Here is a 15374-nt window from a genome sequence, read left to right on the forward strand (position 1 = left end):
TGTAAAGCTTTAGAGCTTTATCGATAATTAATGACTACTAGGAAAGTTTGAATGAATTTAGGTACACATATTAAAAATGCAAAGCTAGAGTTAAGTAAAGTTATTTTTCCTACAAAAGGTCAGGTAAAACAAGCTTATATATCAGTTCTAATTGTTGTTGCTGTTATAACTGCTTTTTTAGCTTTAGTTGACTTGGCAATGTCATCAATTATGTCAGTAATCTTAGGATAAGGAGTAGCAGTGGAGGAAAAAAAAAGTAATCATCAGTGGTACTCTATACAGACATATGGAAATGAGAGAACAGTTCGTCAAGCAATTCTAAATATGATAGAAGAGATGGGATTGCAAGATGCTATAACAGATGTTGTAGTTCCAACAGAAGATGTTATTGAGGTAAAAGAGGGTAAGAAAAAAATATCTGAAAGATCACTCTATTCAGGATATGTTTTTGCAAGAATAGATCTCAACAAAGAAATACAACATCTTATCCAGACCATTCCAAAAGTGTCTGGATTTATTGGCGAAGCAAATACGCCTACGCCACTAAGCGAGCATGATATCAATGTAATTCTTGATCGTGTTCAAAATCGCGCGGCACCAAAACCAAAAGTATTTTTTGACAGAGGTGAAACTGTTCGTATTATTGAAGGTCCGTTTGCAAACTTTACGGCAACTGTGGATGAGTATGATTTAGAGCATGGAACTCTAAAACTTAATGTTTCAATTTTCGGTAGAGCAACTCCGGTTGATATCTCTTACACGCAAGTTGAAAAGATAATTTAAATTTTAAAAAGGAAAAAAGATGGCAAAGAAAATATTAGGCTACATCAAGTTGCAAATTGAAGCTGGAAAAGCAACACCTGCACCTCCAGTTGGACCTGCTTTAGGACAGCGTGGTGTTAATATCATGGAATTTACTAAAGCATTTAATGAAAAAACAAAAGATAAAATGGGATTTAAAGTTCCTGTTATTATTACTGTTTATACAGATAAAAGCTTTACTTTTATTACAAAACAACCACCGGCATCTGCTCTTTTAATGAATGCTGCAGGACTTAAAAAAGGTTCTGATAATGCACTCAAAAATAAAGTTGCAAAGATTACTCGTGCGCAACTGATGGAAGTAGTAGATAGAAAAATCGAAGATTTAAATACTGATGATAAAGATATGGCAGCTAATATTATTGCCGGTTCTGCTCGTTCAATCGGTATAGAAGTAGTAGACTAGAAACAAATATCATCGACCACAATGATATAAAATTTTGTGGCAGAATTTCATAGGAGAATTTGAGAATGAGTAAAAGATATAAACAATTAATAGAAAAAGTTGATACTACAAAAATATATAGCGTAGAAGAAGCTTCATCAGTTGTAAAAAACTTAGTAAGTGCAAAATTTGATGAGACTGTTGAAGTAGCACTAAATCTGAATGTAGACCCAAGACACGCGGATCAGATGATTCGTGGTGCAATTGTTCTTCCACATGGTACAGGTAAAACTGTTCGTGTTGCAGTTTTTGCTAAAGGTGTTAAAGCTGATGAAGCAAAAGCAGCTGGTGCTGATATTGTAGGTACTGATGATTTAGTACAACAAATTAAAGATGGTATCTTTAACTTTGACATCGTTGTTGCTGCGCCTGACTGTATGGGTCTTGTTGGTCAAATTGGTCGTATTCTAGGGCCAAAAGGTATGATGCCTAACCCTAAAACAGGTACTGTAACTCCAGATGTTGCGACTGCTGTTAAAAATGTTAAGGGCGGTCAGGTAAATTTCCGTGTTGATAAAAAAGGAAATATACATGCAGGTATCGGTAAAGCAAGTTTTGATGCAGATAAAATAGCTGAAAATTTAACATCTTTGATTAAAGCTATCAATAAGCATAAGCCTGCTTCAGCTAAAGGTCGCTATATTAAGAACGGTGCACTTAGTTTAACTATGAGTCCTGCTATTAAACTTGATATTATGCAACTGGCTGATATTAAATAAAAGAGTGATTTTAAGTGCTTTATTCGTAAAGCACTACTAAGTTACTACTTTGGTAACTGCATTTTATGGACTGAAGATAATAGGTGCGAAAGCTTAATTGCCTATTTGAAGTATTGTCTGGAAAGGAGATATTCTATGACAAAAACACAAAAAGCTGAAATTATTGAAGTACTTTCAAATGAATTCAAAGATGCTCAAAGTGTGATCTTTTGTGATTACAAAGGATTGAGTGTTTCAAATCTTGAGAGTTTAAGAAAAGCTGCTCGTGCAAAAGACGCAAAAGTTCAAGTTGTTAAAAATACTTTAGCAACAATTGCACTAAGCAATGCTGAACTAACAGGTGTTGAATTAAAAGATACTAACATTTTAGTATGGGGTTCTGACTCGGTTGCTACTTCTAAAATAGCTGCTGATTTTGCTAAAGATAATGAAAAATTTGTAATTAAGTCTGCTTATGTTGATCGTGAACCTGCTGATGCTGCTAAAGTTGAAGCTTTTGCTAAACTTCCTGGTCGTGAAGAGCTTCTTGCTATGCTTGCTGCTACTTGGATGGCACCAATTACATGTTTCACAATCGGACTTGATGCGTTAAGACAACAAAAAGAAGAGGCGTAGATAGCAGAACTATTTCTGATATCGTTAAAAATAGATGAAGGTAATTCTTCATTTTTATAAAATAAAAAATTAAGGAGCTATATTATGGCTATAACTAAAGAAGATGTATTAGAGTTTATTTCAGGACTTTCTGTATTAGAACTTGCTGAATTGGTAAAAGAATTTGAAGAAAAATTTGGTGTATCTGCTCAGCCTGTTGCTGTAGCTGGTGGTGCTGTAGCTGGCGGTGCTGCTGCTGAAGAGCAAACTGAATTTAATGTAATTATTACTGATGCTGGTGCTAAAAAAATCGGTGTAATTAAAGTTGTTCGTGCTCTTACAGGTCTAGGACTAAAAGAGGCTAAAGATGCAACTGAAAACTTGCCATCAACAATCAAAGAAGGTGTTGATAAAGAGACTGCTGAAGATGCTAAAAAGCAACTTGAAGAAGCAGGTGCAGTAGTAGAAATTAAATAATTTCTTTTATCTGCTCGTGACACAGAAAAATATTTTTTTCTGTGTATTCACGCATTATTGGGCGCTTTTACGAATGGATTTTTATCTCTTCGTAAAAGTGCCCTTATGTCGTTTATAAGCACTATTTAAAAAAGCTCTTATTTTTTGAGCTAAAAATCATCTAGGGACGCCTAGATCCGATACTCTTAATCCTAAAGATTAAGTCTTAAAAACAACTCATCGAGGTAGCCAATGTTAAACACTTTATATTCCGGAAACCGTCTTCGTGTAGACTTCTCTAAAACTCCTCAACAGATAGAAGTACCAAACTTACTGCAACTGCAACAAAGTTCATACAACAAATTTTTGATGCTTGATGAAAAAGATAGAGCGCAAAGCGGTGTTGAAACAGTATTCCAATCAGTTTTTCCTATTCATGACGCTCAAAACAGACTTACAGTTGAGTATATCGGCAGTGAAGTAGGCAAGCCTAAATACACAGTTAGAGAGTGTATGGAGCGTGGTCTTACTTATGCAGTTAGCCTAAGAATGAAAACTCGTCTTGTTCTTTGGGACAGAGATGAAAATACTAAAGAGAAGTTAGGAGTTAAAGATATTAAAGAGCAGAGTATATTTGTTCGTGATATCCCGCTTATGACTGAGAGAACTTCTTTTATTATCAATGGTGTTGAGAGAGTTGTTGTTAATCAGCTTCACCGCTCACCGGGTGTAATCTTTAAAGAAGAGGAGTCAACAACTTCTGGCAATAAGCTTATCTATACAGGTCAGATTATACCTGATCGCGGTTCATGGTTATATTTTGAGTATGACCCTAAAGATATTCTTTATATGAGAATTAATAAGCGCCGTAAAGTTCCTGTAACTATTATGTTTAGAGCACTTGGTTATTCTAAACAAGATATTTTAAAACTATTTTATCCTATTCAGCAAATCAATATAGTTGACAATAAATATTTAATGAAATTTAATCCAAACGATTACTCATCAAGACTGACATATGATTTGATTGATAAAGAGGGAAATGTTATTTTAGCGTCTGGAAAAAGACTCTCCAGCAAAAAAGCACAAAAATTTCTTGAAGATGGTATTAAAGAAGTTGAATATCCTCTTGAAGTGTTGTTAGACCGCTATTTGGCAAAGCCTATTATTGATCCTGAAACGGGTGAAATTCTTTTTGACACTATGACTCATATTGATGAAGTAAAACTTAAAAAAATGGTTGAAGTCGGTGTAACAAACTTTAGTATCGCAAATGATTTGGCTGAGGGTGTGGATAGCTCGATTATCAATGCATTTAATGCTGATTCAGACTCACTAAAATTATTAAAGCAGACAGAAGATATCGAAGATGAAAATGATTTGGCGGCAATTCGTATTTATAAAGTTATGAGACCGGGTGAGCCTGTAACAAAAGATGCTGCAAAAGTATTTGTAAATCAACTCTTTTTTGATCCTGAAAGATATGATTTGACAAAAGTCGGTCGTATGAAGATGAATCATAAATTAAGTCTTAATATACCTGAATATATAACTGTTTTAACGCATGAAGATATTATCGAATCTGTAAAATATGTTATTAAAGTTAAAAATGGTCAAGGTCATATTGATGATAGAGATCACTTAGGTAATCGTCGTATCCGTTCTATCGGTGAGCTTTTAGGAAATGAGTTACATAACGGTCTTATCAAGATGCAAAAAGCGATTCGTGACAAACTCTCAACTATGAGTGGACCGATGAATGAGCTTATGCCTCACGATTTAATAAACTCAAAGATGATTACTTCAACTATTATGGAATTCTTCTCGGGCGGTCAATTGTCTCAATTTATGGATCAAACAAATCCACTTTCAGAAGTAACGCATAAGCGTCGTCTATCTGCTCTTGGTGAGGGCGGTTTAGTAAAAGAGCGTGCTGGCTTTGAGGTGCGTGATGTTCACCCGACTCACTATGGAAGAATCTGTCCTATTGAGACACCGGAGGGACAAAATATTGGTCTTATCAATACTCTTGCAACATATGCTAAAGTAAATGAGCATGGATTTATTGAAGCTCCGTATAAAGTAATGAAAGATGGGAAAATTCTTAATGAGGTTGTTTATCTTACCGCAACACAGGAAGAGGGCAAAAGAATAGCGGCTGCATCTAACAAACTGGACGAAAACGGTCAATTTATAGATAAATTGGTTGTTACAAGAATGGATGGAGAGATTCTTCACCGCCCTGTATCCGAGTGTGAATATGCCGACTTATCATCTCATATGGTTGTTGGTGTTGCAGCTTCCCTGATTCCTTTCTTGGAACATGACGATGCAAACCGTGCGCTTATGGGTTCAAACATGCAACGACAAGCAGTACCTCTTTTAAAACCTGACGCTCCTATGGTGGGAACTGGTGTTGAAAAGCTTGTTGCTCGTGACTCTTGGGAGTGTGTAAAAGCAAAACGCTCAGGTGTTGTAGAGAAAGTTGATGGTAAACATATCTATGTTATGGGAGAAGATGATGGGGAGATATATATAGATTATTATCCTTTACAAAAAAATCTTCGTACAAACCAAAACACTTCATTTGCTCAAAAGCCAATTGTAAAACTGGGTCAAAGAGTAGAAAAGGGTCAGATAATTGCCGACGGTCCAAATATGGATCAGGGTGAATTGGCACTAGGTATTAATGCAATGGTTGCTTTTATGCCTTGGAATGGCTATAACTTTGAGGATGCTATTGTAATATCAGAGAGATTAATCCGTAAAGATGCATTTACATCTGTTCATATTTATGAAAAAGAGGCTGAAGCAAGAGAGTTAAAGCATGGCGTTGAAGAGATTACTCGTGATATTCCAAATGTAAGAGATGATGAGCTTGCTCATTTAGATGAGAGCGGTATTGTAAAAATAGGTACAACTGTCAGAGGCGGAATGATTCTTGTTGGTAAAGTGTCTCCAAAAGGTGAAGTTAAACCGACTCCTGAAGAGAGACTTCTTCGTGCTATTTTTGGTGAAAAAGCTGGACATGTAACAAATAAATCTCTTTATTGTCCTCCAAGTATGGAAGGTGTTGTTGTTGATGTAAAGATTTTTACAAAAAAAGGTTATGACAAAGATGCGCGTGCACTCGAACTTGAAAAAGAGGAGCGTGATTATTTGGAGCGTGAACACTACGACAGACTTCTTATGATAGATAAAGAGGAGATGTTGAGAGTTACAAAACTTCTTACAAAAGAGCCTCTTATAGCTGATATTAAAATCGGTGATACAGAGTATAAAGCCGGAGATATAATCGATGGTAAAGACTTGGTTGAAGTAAACCGTTTTGCTATGAATGCGATTGTAAAATCATTTAGTGAAGAGATTCAAGCAGAATACAATAAAACGAAAAACTATTTCCAAAAAGAGAAGAGACTCTTCCGCGATGAGCATGAAGAGAAATTAAATATCTTAGAAAAAGATGATATTCTGCCAAACGGTGTAGTGAAGTATGTAAAAGTATACATCGCTACAAAACGCCAGCTGAAAGTCGGTGATAAAATGGCGGGACGCCACGGAAACAAGGGTATTGTTTCTACTATAGTTCCTGAAGTTGATATGCCGTACATGGAAGATGGAAGAAGCGTTGATGTTTGTCTTAATCCACTTGGTGTTCCTTCTCGTATGAATATCGGACAGATATTAGAGATGCACTTAGGTATGGCAGGTCGTGAACTTGGAAATCAAATCTTAGAAGAGTTTAACTCTAAACAAAAAGATTTTATTCAAAATATTCGCGCAAAAATGATTGAGATATCAGATGTTGCAGGTATGATGAATGCAAAAGAAGTTGTTGCAAAAATGAGTGACGATGAACTTCTTCACTATGCTCGTGACTGGTCAAAAGGTGTTAAATTTGCATCTCCTATATTTGAAGGTGTAAATTCTGAAGAGTTTGAAAAGTTGTTTGCTCTTGCAAAGATGGATACAGATGGTAAAACTGTTCTTTATAACGGCAAGACAGGCGAGAAGATTAAAGAGCGTGTAAATGTGGGTTATATGTATATGCTTAAACTTCATCACCTTGTTGATGAGAAGATTCATGCTCGTTCAACTGGACCATACTCACTTGTAACACAACAGCCAGTCGGCGGTAAAGCGCTATTTGGAGGGCAGAGATTTGGTGAGATGGAAGTTTGGGCACTTGAAGCGTATGGTGCAAGTGCTGTTCTTAAAGAGATGTTAACTATCAAATCTGATGATGTTGATGGAAGAGTTCGTGCGTATAAAGCAATTACAAAAGGTGAATTGGTGCCAGAATCCGGTATTCCAGAGACACTCTTTGTATTAACTAAAGAGCTGCAATCATTAGCTCTTGATGTAGAAATATTTGACGAGGTAGAAGACGATGAGTAAATTAGTAGCTATTGAAGTGACTGAAGAGAAAAGACCGACTGATATAAAACAGATACAGTTTCGTTTAGCTTCTCCTGAAAAGGTGTTATCTTGGAGTCATGGTGAAGTAAAAAAACCTGAAACTATCAACTACCGTACACTTAAACCTGAACGCGACGGTCTATTTTGTGCTAAGATTTTTGGTCCTGTAAGGGATTATGAGTGTCTTTGCGGTAAATACAAAAAAATGCGCTATAAAGGTGTTGTTTGTGAGAAGTGTGGTGTTGAAGTAACAAGCAGTAAAGTCCGCCGTGTTCGTATGGGTCATATTGATCTTGTAACTCCGGTTGCGCACATCTGGTATGTTAGTTCACTACCTTCTCGTATTGGTACTCTTTTAGGTATCAAGATGAAAGATTTAGAGCGTGTACTATACTATGAGGCATATATTGTAGAAGAGGGTGGCGAAGCATATTATGATGCTGAAGCAAAAACTCCTGTTTTAAAATATGATGTTTTAAATGAAGAGCAGTACCGTACTTTAGTGTCTAGATTTGGCGAACTAGGTTTTAAAGCTCGCATGGGCGGCGAAGTTGTTCGTGATTTGTTAGATTCAATCGATTTAGTTGATGCATTTACGCAGCTTAAAGAAGAGATTGAGCTTACAAAAAGTGAAGCTAAAAGAAAAACTATTGCAAAAAGACTTAAAGTAATAGAATCTTTCTTAAACTCTGGAAATAATCCTGCATGGATGATGCTGACTGTATTGCCTGTTCTTCCACCTGATCTAAGACCTTTGGTTGCATTAGATGGCGGAAAATTTGCAGTTTCTGATGTTAATGACCTTTATCGTCGTGTAATTAACCGTAATCAAAGACTTAAGCGTCTTGTAGAGCTTGAAGCACCTGAAATCATCGTAAGAAATGAAAAAAGAATGCTTCAAGAGTCTGTTGATGCACTTTTTGATAATGGTCGTCGTGCAAATGCTGTAAAGGGTGCTAACAAGCGTCCACTTAAATCTTTAAGTGAAATTATTAAAGGTAAGCAGGGTCGTTTTAGACAAAATTTGCTTGGTAAGCGTGTTGACTTTTCTGGCCGTTCTGTAATTGTTGTTGGTCCATCTTTATCAATGGATCAATGCGGATTGCCTAAGAAGATGGCACTAGAGCTCTTTAAACCACATTTGATTGCAAAGCTAGAAGATAAAGGGTATGCGACTACTGTTAAAGCTGCTAAGAAAATGATTGAGGACAAAACAAACGAAGTTTGGGAGTGTCTTGCTGAAATCGTTGATGGTTATCCTATTATGCTTAACCGTGCACCGACACTTCATAAGCTCTCAATTCAAGCGTTCCATCCTAAATTGATTGATGGTAAAGCTATTCAGCTTCATCCGTTGGTTTGTGCTGCATTTAATGCCGACTTTGACGGTGACCAGATGGCTGTGCATATTCCTTTAAGTTCAGCTGCTATTGCAGAAGCAAAAGTTCTTATGATGGCATCTATGAATATTCTTCTGCCAGCATCGGGTAAAGCGATAGCTACTCCGTCACAGGATATGGTTCTTGGTATTTACTATATTACTCTAGAGAAAAATGGAGTAAAAGGGTCAAATAAACTTTTTGCAAATGTTGATGAAGTAAGAATCGCTATTGAACATGATGCTCTTGATATTCATGCAAAAGTAAGAACAAGAGACAATGGAAGAATTATTCATACAACCGCAGGGCGTATGCTTCTAAAAGCTGTTTTACCTGATTTTGTTCCATCAGAACTTTGGAACAGAGTTATGAAGAAAAAAGCTATCAATGAGCTTGTAGATTATGTTCAAAAACATGGTGGCATAGGAGTAACGGCAGGTTTCTTGGATAGACTTAAAGATTTAGGTTTTAAACATGCAACTGAGTCTGGAGTATCTATCTCTATTGATGATATTAAAATTCCAGAAACAAAAGCAGCTAAAATTGCTGATTCAAAAAATAGAGTATTTGAGATTCAAAAACAGTATGAAGCGGGTCTTTTAACTGAACAAGAGAGATACAATAAAATTATCGATGTTTGGACAGATACAAACAATACTTTGGCAACTCAGATGATGGAGCTTGTTCAAACTGATAAAAAAGGTTTTAACTCTATCTATATGATGGCAGATTCCGGTGCTCGTGGTTCGGCTGCTCAAATTCGTCAGCTTGCTGGTATGCGTGGTCTTATGGCTAAGCCAAGCGGTGAAATCATCGAAACCCCTATTATCTCTAACTTTAAAGAGGGTCTTAATGTAATCGAGTACTTTATCTCTACGCACGGTGCTAGAAAAGGTCTTGCCGATACTGCTCTTAAAACAGCAAATGCGGGATATTTGACTCGTAAGCTTGTAGATGTTGCACAAAATGTAAAAATTGTAGAGCATGACTGTCATACACATGAGGGTATTGAGATCTCTGATATCAGTGATCAAAATACATTGATTGAATCTCTTGAAGACAGACTAAACGGTAGAGTTTTAGCTGATGATATCATTGATCCTATCAGTAATGAGATTCTTTATGCTGAGGGAACTTTGATTGATGAAGTAAGTGCAAAAGTTATAGCAGAAGCCGGCATTAAAACAGCATATATAAGAACACCTACTACATGTAAAAGTGAAAATGGAATTTGTGCTCTATGTTATGGGGTAAACTTGGCTACTGGCAAGATAGTTCGTAAAGGTGAAGCTGTTGGTATTATTGCCGCTCAGTCAATCGGTGAGCCTGGTACTCAGCTTACTCTTAGAACATTCCATGTGGGTGGTACAGCGAGTTCAACTGCTCAAGAGAGACAAGTTATAGCAGAAAAAGAAGGTTTTATCCGTTACTATAATTTGAAAACATATGCTTCTAAAGAGGGTAAAAATATAGTTGCAAACCGTAGAAATGCTGCCGTACTTTTAGTTGAACCTAAAATTAAAGCGCCATTTGCAGGTAAAATTGAGATTCAAACAATTCATGATGAAGTAATAATTAGTGTTACTTCAAAAACAGAAACAGTTCGTTACTCTATTCGTAAAAATGAAATTGCCAAACCAAATGAATTAGCGGGAATCGGTGGACATATCGAGGGTAAATATTACTTCCCTTATGAAGATGGTTCAGAAGTTAAAGAGTTAGAGTCTATCGTTGAAACTATTAAAGATGGCTGGAATGTACCAAGCCGTATACCGTATGCGTCTGAAGTTTTAGTTCCAAACGGTGCTCCGGTAACGCAAAAGATTTTCGCAAAAGAAGAAGGAGTAGTTAAATACTTCTTGTTAAGAGGCGACTATCTGGAGAGATTTGAAGGTCTTAAACCTGGTTATGAAGTAGTAGAGAAAGGTCTTTTTGCTACTGTCGTAGATTCAAATAATCGTGAAGCTGTAAGACACTATATTGCTCGCGGTTCGGTAATTGTTGCGGATGATGATGCTGTAGTAGATGCTAAATCTGTTATAGCAAAACCAAAAACTGATGAATCAACTGTAATTGCAGAGTGGGATCCATACTCTAATCCGATAATATCTGAAACAAACGGTGTAGTGCATTTTGAAGATATTATTATTGGAACTACTGCGACTGAACAGTATGATGAGCTGACTGGGAAAACTCGTTTAATGATTAACGATCATATTCCTGCTGAATATAAGCCTACAATTGTGCTTGCTAGTGAAGATGGTGAACTTTTAAGATATCAGCTTCAAATAAAAACATCTATTTATGTTAAAAACGGTGCAACGGTTAAAGTAGCGGATATTATTGCTAAAACTCCAAAAGCGCTTCAAAAATCAAGCGATATTACAGGAGGTCTTCCTCGTGTAAGTGAACTTTTTGAAGGTCGTCGTCCAAAAGCAACAGCACTTATCTCTGAAATAGACGGTATTGTAAGTTTTGGTAAACCTCTTCGCGGTAAAATTAGAATTATTGTTGCGTCTGAGAGTGGCATTATAAAAGAGTATTTTGTAGATAAATCTCACTCAGCTGTTGTAAATGCAGGAGATTTTGTGCATGCCGGTGAGAGATTGACATCGGGAATAATCTCTTCGCATGAATTATTGCGTATTATGGGTGTAAAAGCACTTTACAACTATCTTGTAAGTGAAGTACAGCAAGTTTATCGTTCACAAGGGGTTAATATTGCTGATAAACATATTGAAGTAATTTTTACTCAGATGTTAAGACAAATCAAAATTGTTAAATCTGGAGATACGAAGTTTATTGAAGGAGATTTGGTTTCTAAAAATAAATTTGCACAAGAGAATGAAAAAATTATCAAACTTGGCGGTCGTCCGGCAATTGCTGAGCCATTCCTTGTGGGTATTACAAGAGCTTCAGTTTCAGCTGACAGTATTATTTCTGCTGCATCATTCCAAGATACTACTAAAGTATTAACTGAAGCTGCGGTAAGCGCAAAAATAGATGATCTAAACGATCTGAAAGAAAATGTTATTATTGGTCGTACTATTCCTGTAGGAACAGGTATTTATAAAGATCAAGAGGTAGTTTTTAACAGCGATGAAGAAAAATAGTATTTTTTCTTTTTAACTAAAAGTGAGAGAGCACTTCTAAAAGAAGAGCTCTCTCACTTAGTATCAACTCTATTATTTCTCACATAAAATTCTATACATTAATTAATACTTAAAATAAGCTAACTTTAATCACTTTTTATATAATATTACGCGTCTATAACTCTCTAAAAAACAGTGAGTTAAATTCTACTGGAAAAATTAAGTAAAGGAATTGTATGCCTACAATCAATCAATTGATTCGCAATGAGCGTAAAAGAGTGATTAAAAAATCAAAATCACCTGCTCTTGTATCATGTCCACAGCGTCGTGGTGTTTGTACTCGTGTTTACACGACAACACCTAAAAAACCTAACTCAGCTTTAAGAAAAGTTGCAAAGGTTCGTTTAACTTCAGGTTTTGAAGTTATCTCTTATATCGGTGGTGAGGGTCACAACCTTCAAGAGCACTCAATCGTACTAGTTCGTGGCGGTCGTATCAAAGATTTACCTGGTGTTAAGTACCATATCGTTCGTGGTGCATTAGATACTGCAGGTGTTGCTAACCGTACTGTTGCTCGTTCTAAATACGGAACAAAAAGACCAAAAAAATAATCAAAGATTATTTTTTTAGTACTGCTATTTCTATTTAGTACGCCAAATGAGCAAAAGCCCATTTGACTACGCTAACGCTATGTTTTCTTCGGCGCAAAGCCCACGAAACTGGTTTCGTAGAAAATAGTTAAAAATATACAGGCTAAAAGCCAAAATATTCAAGCTAGCTACAGGACACTTTAAGTGTTTTGAGTAAATTTGAAAAAATTGAAGATAAGGAAAATTACAAATGAGAAGAAGAAAAGCTCCCGTTCGTGAAATTATGCCCGATCCAGTTTATGGAAGCAAAGTTTTAACGAAGTTTATAAATAAAATAATGTTAGACGGTAAAAAAAGTACAGCTGAGAAGATTATCTACAGCGCTTTGGATATCGTAAGTTCTCGCGGTGAGAAAACAGGTATCGATACATTTAATGATGCTATTGAAAATATTAAGCCGATTATTGAAGTTAAAAGTCGTCGTGTTGGTGGTGCTACTTATCAAGTTCCAGTAGAAGTGCGTCCGGTGCGTCAATTGTCACTAGCTATTAGATGGTTAGTTGATGCTTCTAGAAAAAGAAATGAGAGAACTATGGCTGAGAGATTGGCAAATGAACTTATGGATGCAGCATCTGACAAAGGCTCTGCATTTAAGAAAAAAGAAGATACTTATCGTATGGCTGAAGCAAATAAAGCATTTGCTCACTATCGTTGGTAATAGGATAAATTATGCCAAGATCACATAAATTAGAAGATGTAAGAAATATCGGTATTGCTGCTCACATTGATGCGGGTAAAACTACTACGACTGAAAGAATTTTATTCTATACAGGTCGTGAGCATAAAATCGGTGAGGTTCATGACGGCGCTGCAACAATGGACTGGATGGAGCAAGAGCAAGAGAGAGGTATTACAATTACTTCTGCTGCAACAACTTGTGAATGGGCAGGAAAACAGATTAACATCATAGACACTCCGGGCCACGTTGACTTTACAATCGAAGTTGAGCGTTCTATGCGTGTACTTGACGGTGCTGTGTCAGTTTTTTGTGCAGTTGGCGGTGTTCAGCCTCAATCTGAAACTGTTTGGAGACAAAGAAACCGTTATGGCGTGCCATCGATTGTATTTGTTAATAAAATGGATAGAACGGGTGCAGATTTTTACCAAGTAGAAACTCAAATACGCGAGCGTCTTAAAGGTAATCCGGTTCCAATTCAGCTTCCAATCGGTCAAGAAGATAACTTCCGCGGTGTAGTTGATTTAGTAACAATGAATGCTGTTCTTTGGGATATAGATGCTGCAATGGGTTCAAACTATCATGTAGAAGAGATTCCTGCTGATATGATTGATAAAGCAAATGAGTATCGTGAAAAGCTTATTGAATCTATTTCTGAAGCAGATGGAAATGAAGAACTTGCTGAGAAATACCTAGAAGGCGAAGAGCTTACTCAAGAAGAGATTATTGCAGGTATTAAAGCTGCAACAATCGGAATGCACATTGTTCCAATGACTGCAGGAACTGCATTTAAAAACAAAGGTGTTCAAACACTTCTTGATGCTGTTGTTGCATATCTTCCATCTCCAACAGAGTGTGCTCCTATTAAGGGTACTATGATGGATGATGAGACAAAAGAAGTTGTTGTTCCATCAACTGACAATGGTGCATTTGCATCTTTAGCATTTAAAATTATGACTGACCCTTTTGTTGGACAGTTAACTTTTATTCGTGTTTATCGCGGTTCATTAGAGTCAGGTTCATATGTGCACAACTCTACAAAAGATAAAAAAGAGAGAATAGGTCGTATTATGAAGATGCACGCGGTTAAGCGTGAAGAAGTAAAAGAGATCTATGCTGGAGAAATCGGGGCTGTTGTAGGACTTAAATTTACTACAACCGGTGATACTCTTTGTGATGCTGCAGATCCTGTTGTATTAGAGCGTATGGATTTCCCTGAGCCGGTTATCTCTGTTGCGGTTGAACCAAAAACAAAAGCAGATCAAGAAAAGATGGGACTAGCACTTGCTAAACTTGCTGCTGAAGATCCATCTTTTAGAGTTCATACAGATGAAGAGACTGGTCAGACTATTATTTCAGGAATGGGTGAGTTACACCTTGAAATTCTTGTAGATAGAATGAAAAGAGAGTTCAAAGTAGAAGCTGAAGTTGGTGCTCCTCAAGTTTCATACCGTGAAACAATTAGAAAAGAAGTTTCTCAAGAGTACAAATATGCGAAACAATCAGGTGGGCGTGGACAATTTGGACATGTATTCCTTAAAATTAAGCCGGGTGAAGCTGGTACAGGCTTTATTTTCCATAACGAAATCAAGGGTGGGGTAATTCCAAAAGAGTATATTCCTGCAGTTGAAAAAGGTTGTGCTGAAACTATGGCTAACGGTGTTCTTGCAGGTTATCCTGTAGAAGACATTGAAGTAACACTTTATGATGGTTCATACCACGAAGTCGACTCAAATGAGATGGCATTTAAACTTGCTGCATCAATGGGCTTTAAAGAGGGTTGTAGAAAAGCAAATCCTGCGATACTAGAGCCGATTATGAAAGTTGAAGTTGAAGTTCCAGAAGATTATATGGGTGATGTTATCGGTGACCTTAACCGTCGTCGCGGACAAATCAATGCAATGGGTGACAGAGCAGGAAACAAAATTGTTGATGCTTTCGTTCCTCTAGCTGAGATGTTTGGTTACTCAACAGATCTTCGTTCTGCTACTCAAGGTAGAGCAACATATGCTATGGAATTTGATCACTATGAAGAAGTTCCAAAAAATGTATCTGAAGAGATCATTAAAAAGAGAAACGGCTAAGCCAATCTCAAAATAGCTCCCTTTTGGGAGATATTTTA

General features: G+C 36.7%; 11 protein-coding genes. All 11 read left to right on the forward strand.

Going from position 1 to position 15374, the window contains the following annotated elements; all coding sequences use genetic code 11:
- Nucleotides 1-51 precede the first annotated feature (51 nt).
- The gene (gene secE, locus FJR47_RS01395; protein WP_152298705.1) at nucleotides 52-231 is read left to right on the forward strand and encodes a preprotein translocase subunit SecE; all 180 of its coding nucleotides are present in this window, start codon (nucleotides 52-54) and stop codon (nucleotides 229-231) included.
- A 9-nt stretch (nucleotides 232-240) separates the two neighbouring features.
- Nucleotides 241-783, forward strand: a complete 543-nt coding sequence (nusG, locus tag FJR47_RS01400) for a transcription termination/antitermination protein NusG (RefSeq protein ID WP_152298706.1) — start codon at nucleotides 241-243, stop codon at nucleotides 781-783.
- Between the two features lie 19 nt (nucleotides 784-802).
- Nucleotides 803-1228 (forward strand): 50S ribosomal protein L11, encoded by a 426-nt coding sequence (rplK, locus tag FJR47_RS01405; protein WP_152298707.1) that lies wholly within the window; start codon nucleotides 803-805, stop codon nucleotides 1226-1228.
- A 65-nt stretch (nucleotides 1229-1293) separates the two neighbouring features.
- The gene (rplA, locus tag FJR47_RS01410) at nucleotides 1294-1986 is read left to right on the forward strand and encodes a 50S ribosomal protein L1 (RefSeq protein ID WP_152298708.1); all 693 of its coding nucleotides are present in this window, start codon (nucleotides 1294-1296) and stop codon (nucleotides 1984-1986) included.
- 135 nt (nucleotides 1987-2121) lie between these two features.
- Nucleotides 2122-2601, forward strand: coding sequence for a 50S ribosomal protein L10 (gene rplJ / locus FJR47_RS01415; RefSeq protein ID WP_152298709.1), 480 nt, complete (start codon nucleotides 2122-2124; stop codon nucleotides 2599-2601).
- Nucleotides 2602-2685: 84 nt separating this feature from the next.
- Entirely contained in the window at nucleotides 2686-3057 is a 372-nt protein-coding gene (rplL, locus tag FJR47_RS01420; protein WP_152298710.1) for a 50S ribosomal protein L7/L12, read from the forward strand.
- A 231-nt stretch (nucleotides 3058-3288) separates the two neighbouring features.
- On the forward strand, nucleotides 3289-7434 hold the full coding sequence (rpoB, locus tag FJR47_RS01425) for a DNA-directed RNA polymerase subunit beta (RefSeq protein ID WP_152298711.1): 4146 nt from the start codon (nucleotides 3289-3291) through the stop codon (nucleotides 7432-7434).
- Nucleotides 7427-11947, forward strand: a complete 4521-nt coding sequence (gene rpoC / locus FJR47_RS01430) for a DNA-directed RNA polymerase subunit beta' (protein ID WP_152298712.1) — start codon at nucleotides 7427-7429, stop codon at nucleotides 11945-11947. Before rpoB ends, rpoC begins: the two co-directional genes overlap by 8 nt.
- A gap of 215 nt (nucleotides 11948-12162) precedes the next feature.
- Nucleotides 12163-12537, forward strand: a complete 375-nt coding sequence (rpsL, locus tag FJR47_RS01435; protein ID WP_137011707.1) for a 30S ribosomal protein S12 — start codon at nucleotides 12163-12165, stop codon at nucleotides 12535-12537.
- A gap of 229 nt (nucleotides 12538-12766) precedes the next feature.
- Nucleotides 12767-13234 (forward strand): 30S ribosomal protein S7, encoded by a 468-nt coding sequence (gene rpsG / locus FJR47_RS01440; protein WP_152298713.1) that lies wholly within the window; start codon nucleotides 12767-12769, stop codon nucleotides 13232-13234.
- An 11-nt stretch (nucleotides 13235-13245) separates the two neighbouring features.
- Nucleotides 13246-15336, forward strand: coding sequence for an elongation factor G (fusA, locus tag FJR47_RS01445; RefSeq protein WP_152298714.1), 2091 nt, complete (start codon nucleotides 13246-13248; stop codon nucleotides 15334-15336).
- Nucleotides 15337-15374 lie beyond the last annotated feature (38 nt).

Origin of the sequence: Sulfurimonas xiamenensis (genome assembly GCF_009258045.1) — a bacterium.
Lineage (GTDB): Bacteria > Campylobacterota > Campylobacteria > Campylobacterales > Sulfurimonadaceae > Sulfurimonas > Sulfurimonas xiamenensis.

What these genes read in the sequence shown, in the direction of transcription:
- fusA (WP_152298714.1), top strand. Translation starts at nt 13,246, where the DNA reads ATGCCAAGATCACATAAATTAGAAGATGTAAGAAATATCGGTATTGCT.
- rpsL (WP_137011707.1), top strand. Translation starts at nt 12,163, where the DNA reads ATGCCTACAATCAATCAATTGATTCGCAATGAGCGTAAAAGAGTGATT.
- secE (WP_152298705.1), top strand. Translation starts at nt 52, where the DNA reads ATGAATTTAGGTACACATATTAAAAATGCAAAGCTAGAGTTAAGTAAA.
- rpsG (WP_152298713.1), top strand. Translation starts at nt 12,767, where the DNA reads ATGAGAAGAAGAAAAGCTCCCGTTCGTGAAATTATGCCCGATCCAGTT.
- rplJ (WP_152298709.1), top strand. Translation starts at nt 2,122, where the DNA reads ATGACAAAAACACAAAAAGCTGAAATTATTGAAGTACTTTCAAATGAA.
- rplA (WP_152298708.1), top strand. Translation starts at nt 1,294, where the DNA reads ATGAGTAAAAGATATAAACAATTAATAGAAAAAGTTGATACTACAAAA.
- rplL (WP_152298710.1), top strand. Translation starts at nt 2,686, where the DNA reads ATGGCTATAACTAAAGAAGATGTATTAGAGTTTATTTCAGGACTTTCT.
- rpoB (WP_152298711.1), top strand. Translation starts at nt 3,289, where the DNA reads ATGTTAAACACTTTATATTCCGGAAACCGTCTTCGTGTAGACTTCTCT.
- rplK (WP_152298707.1), top strand. Translation starts at nt 803, where the DNA reads ATGGCAAAGAAAATATTAGGCTACATCAAGTTGCAAATTGAAGCTGGA.
- rpoC (WP_152298712.1), top strand. Translation starts at nt 7,427, where the DNA reads ATGAGTAAATTAGTAGCTATTGAAGTGACTGAAGAGAAAAGACCGACT.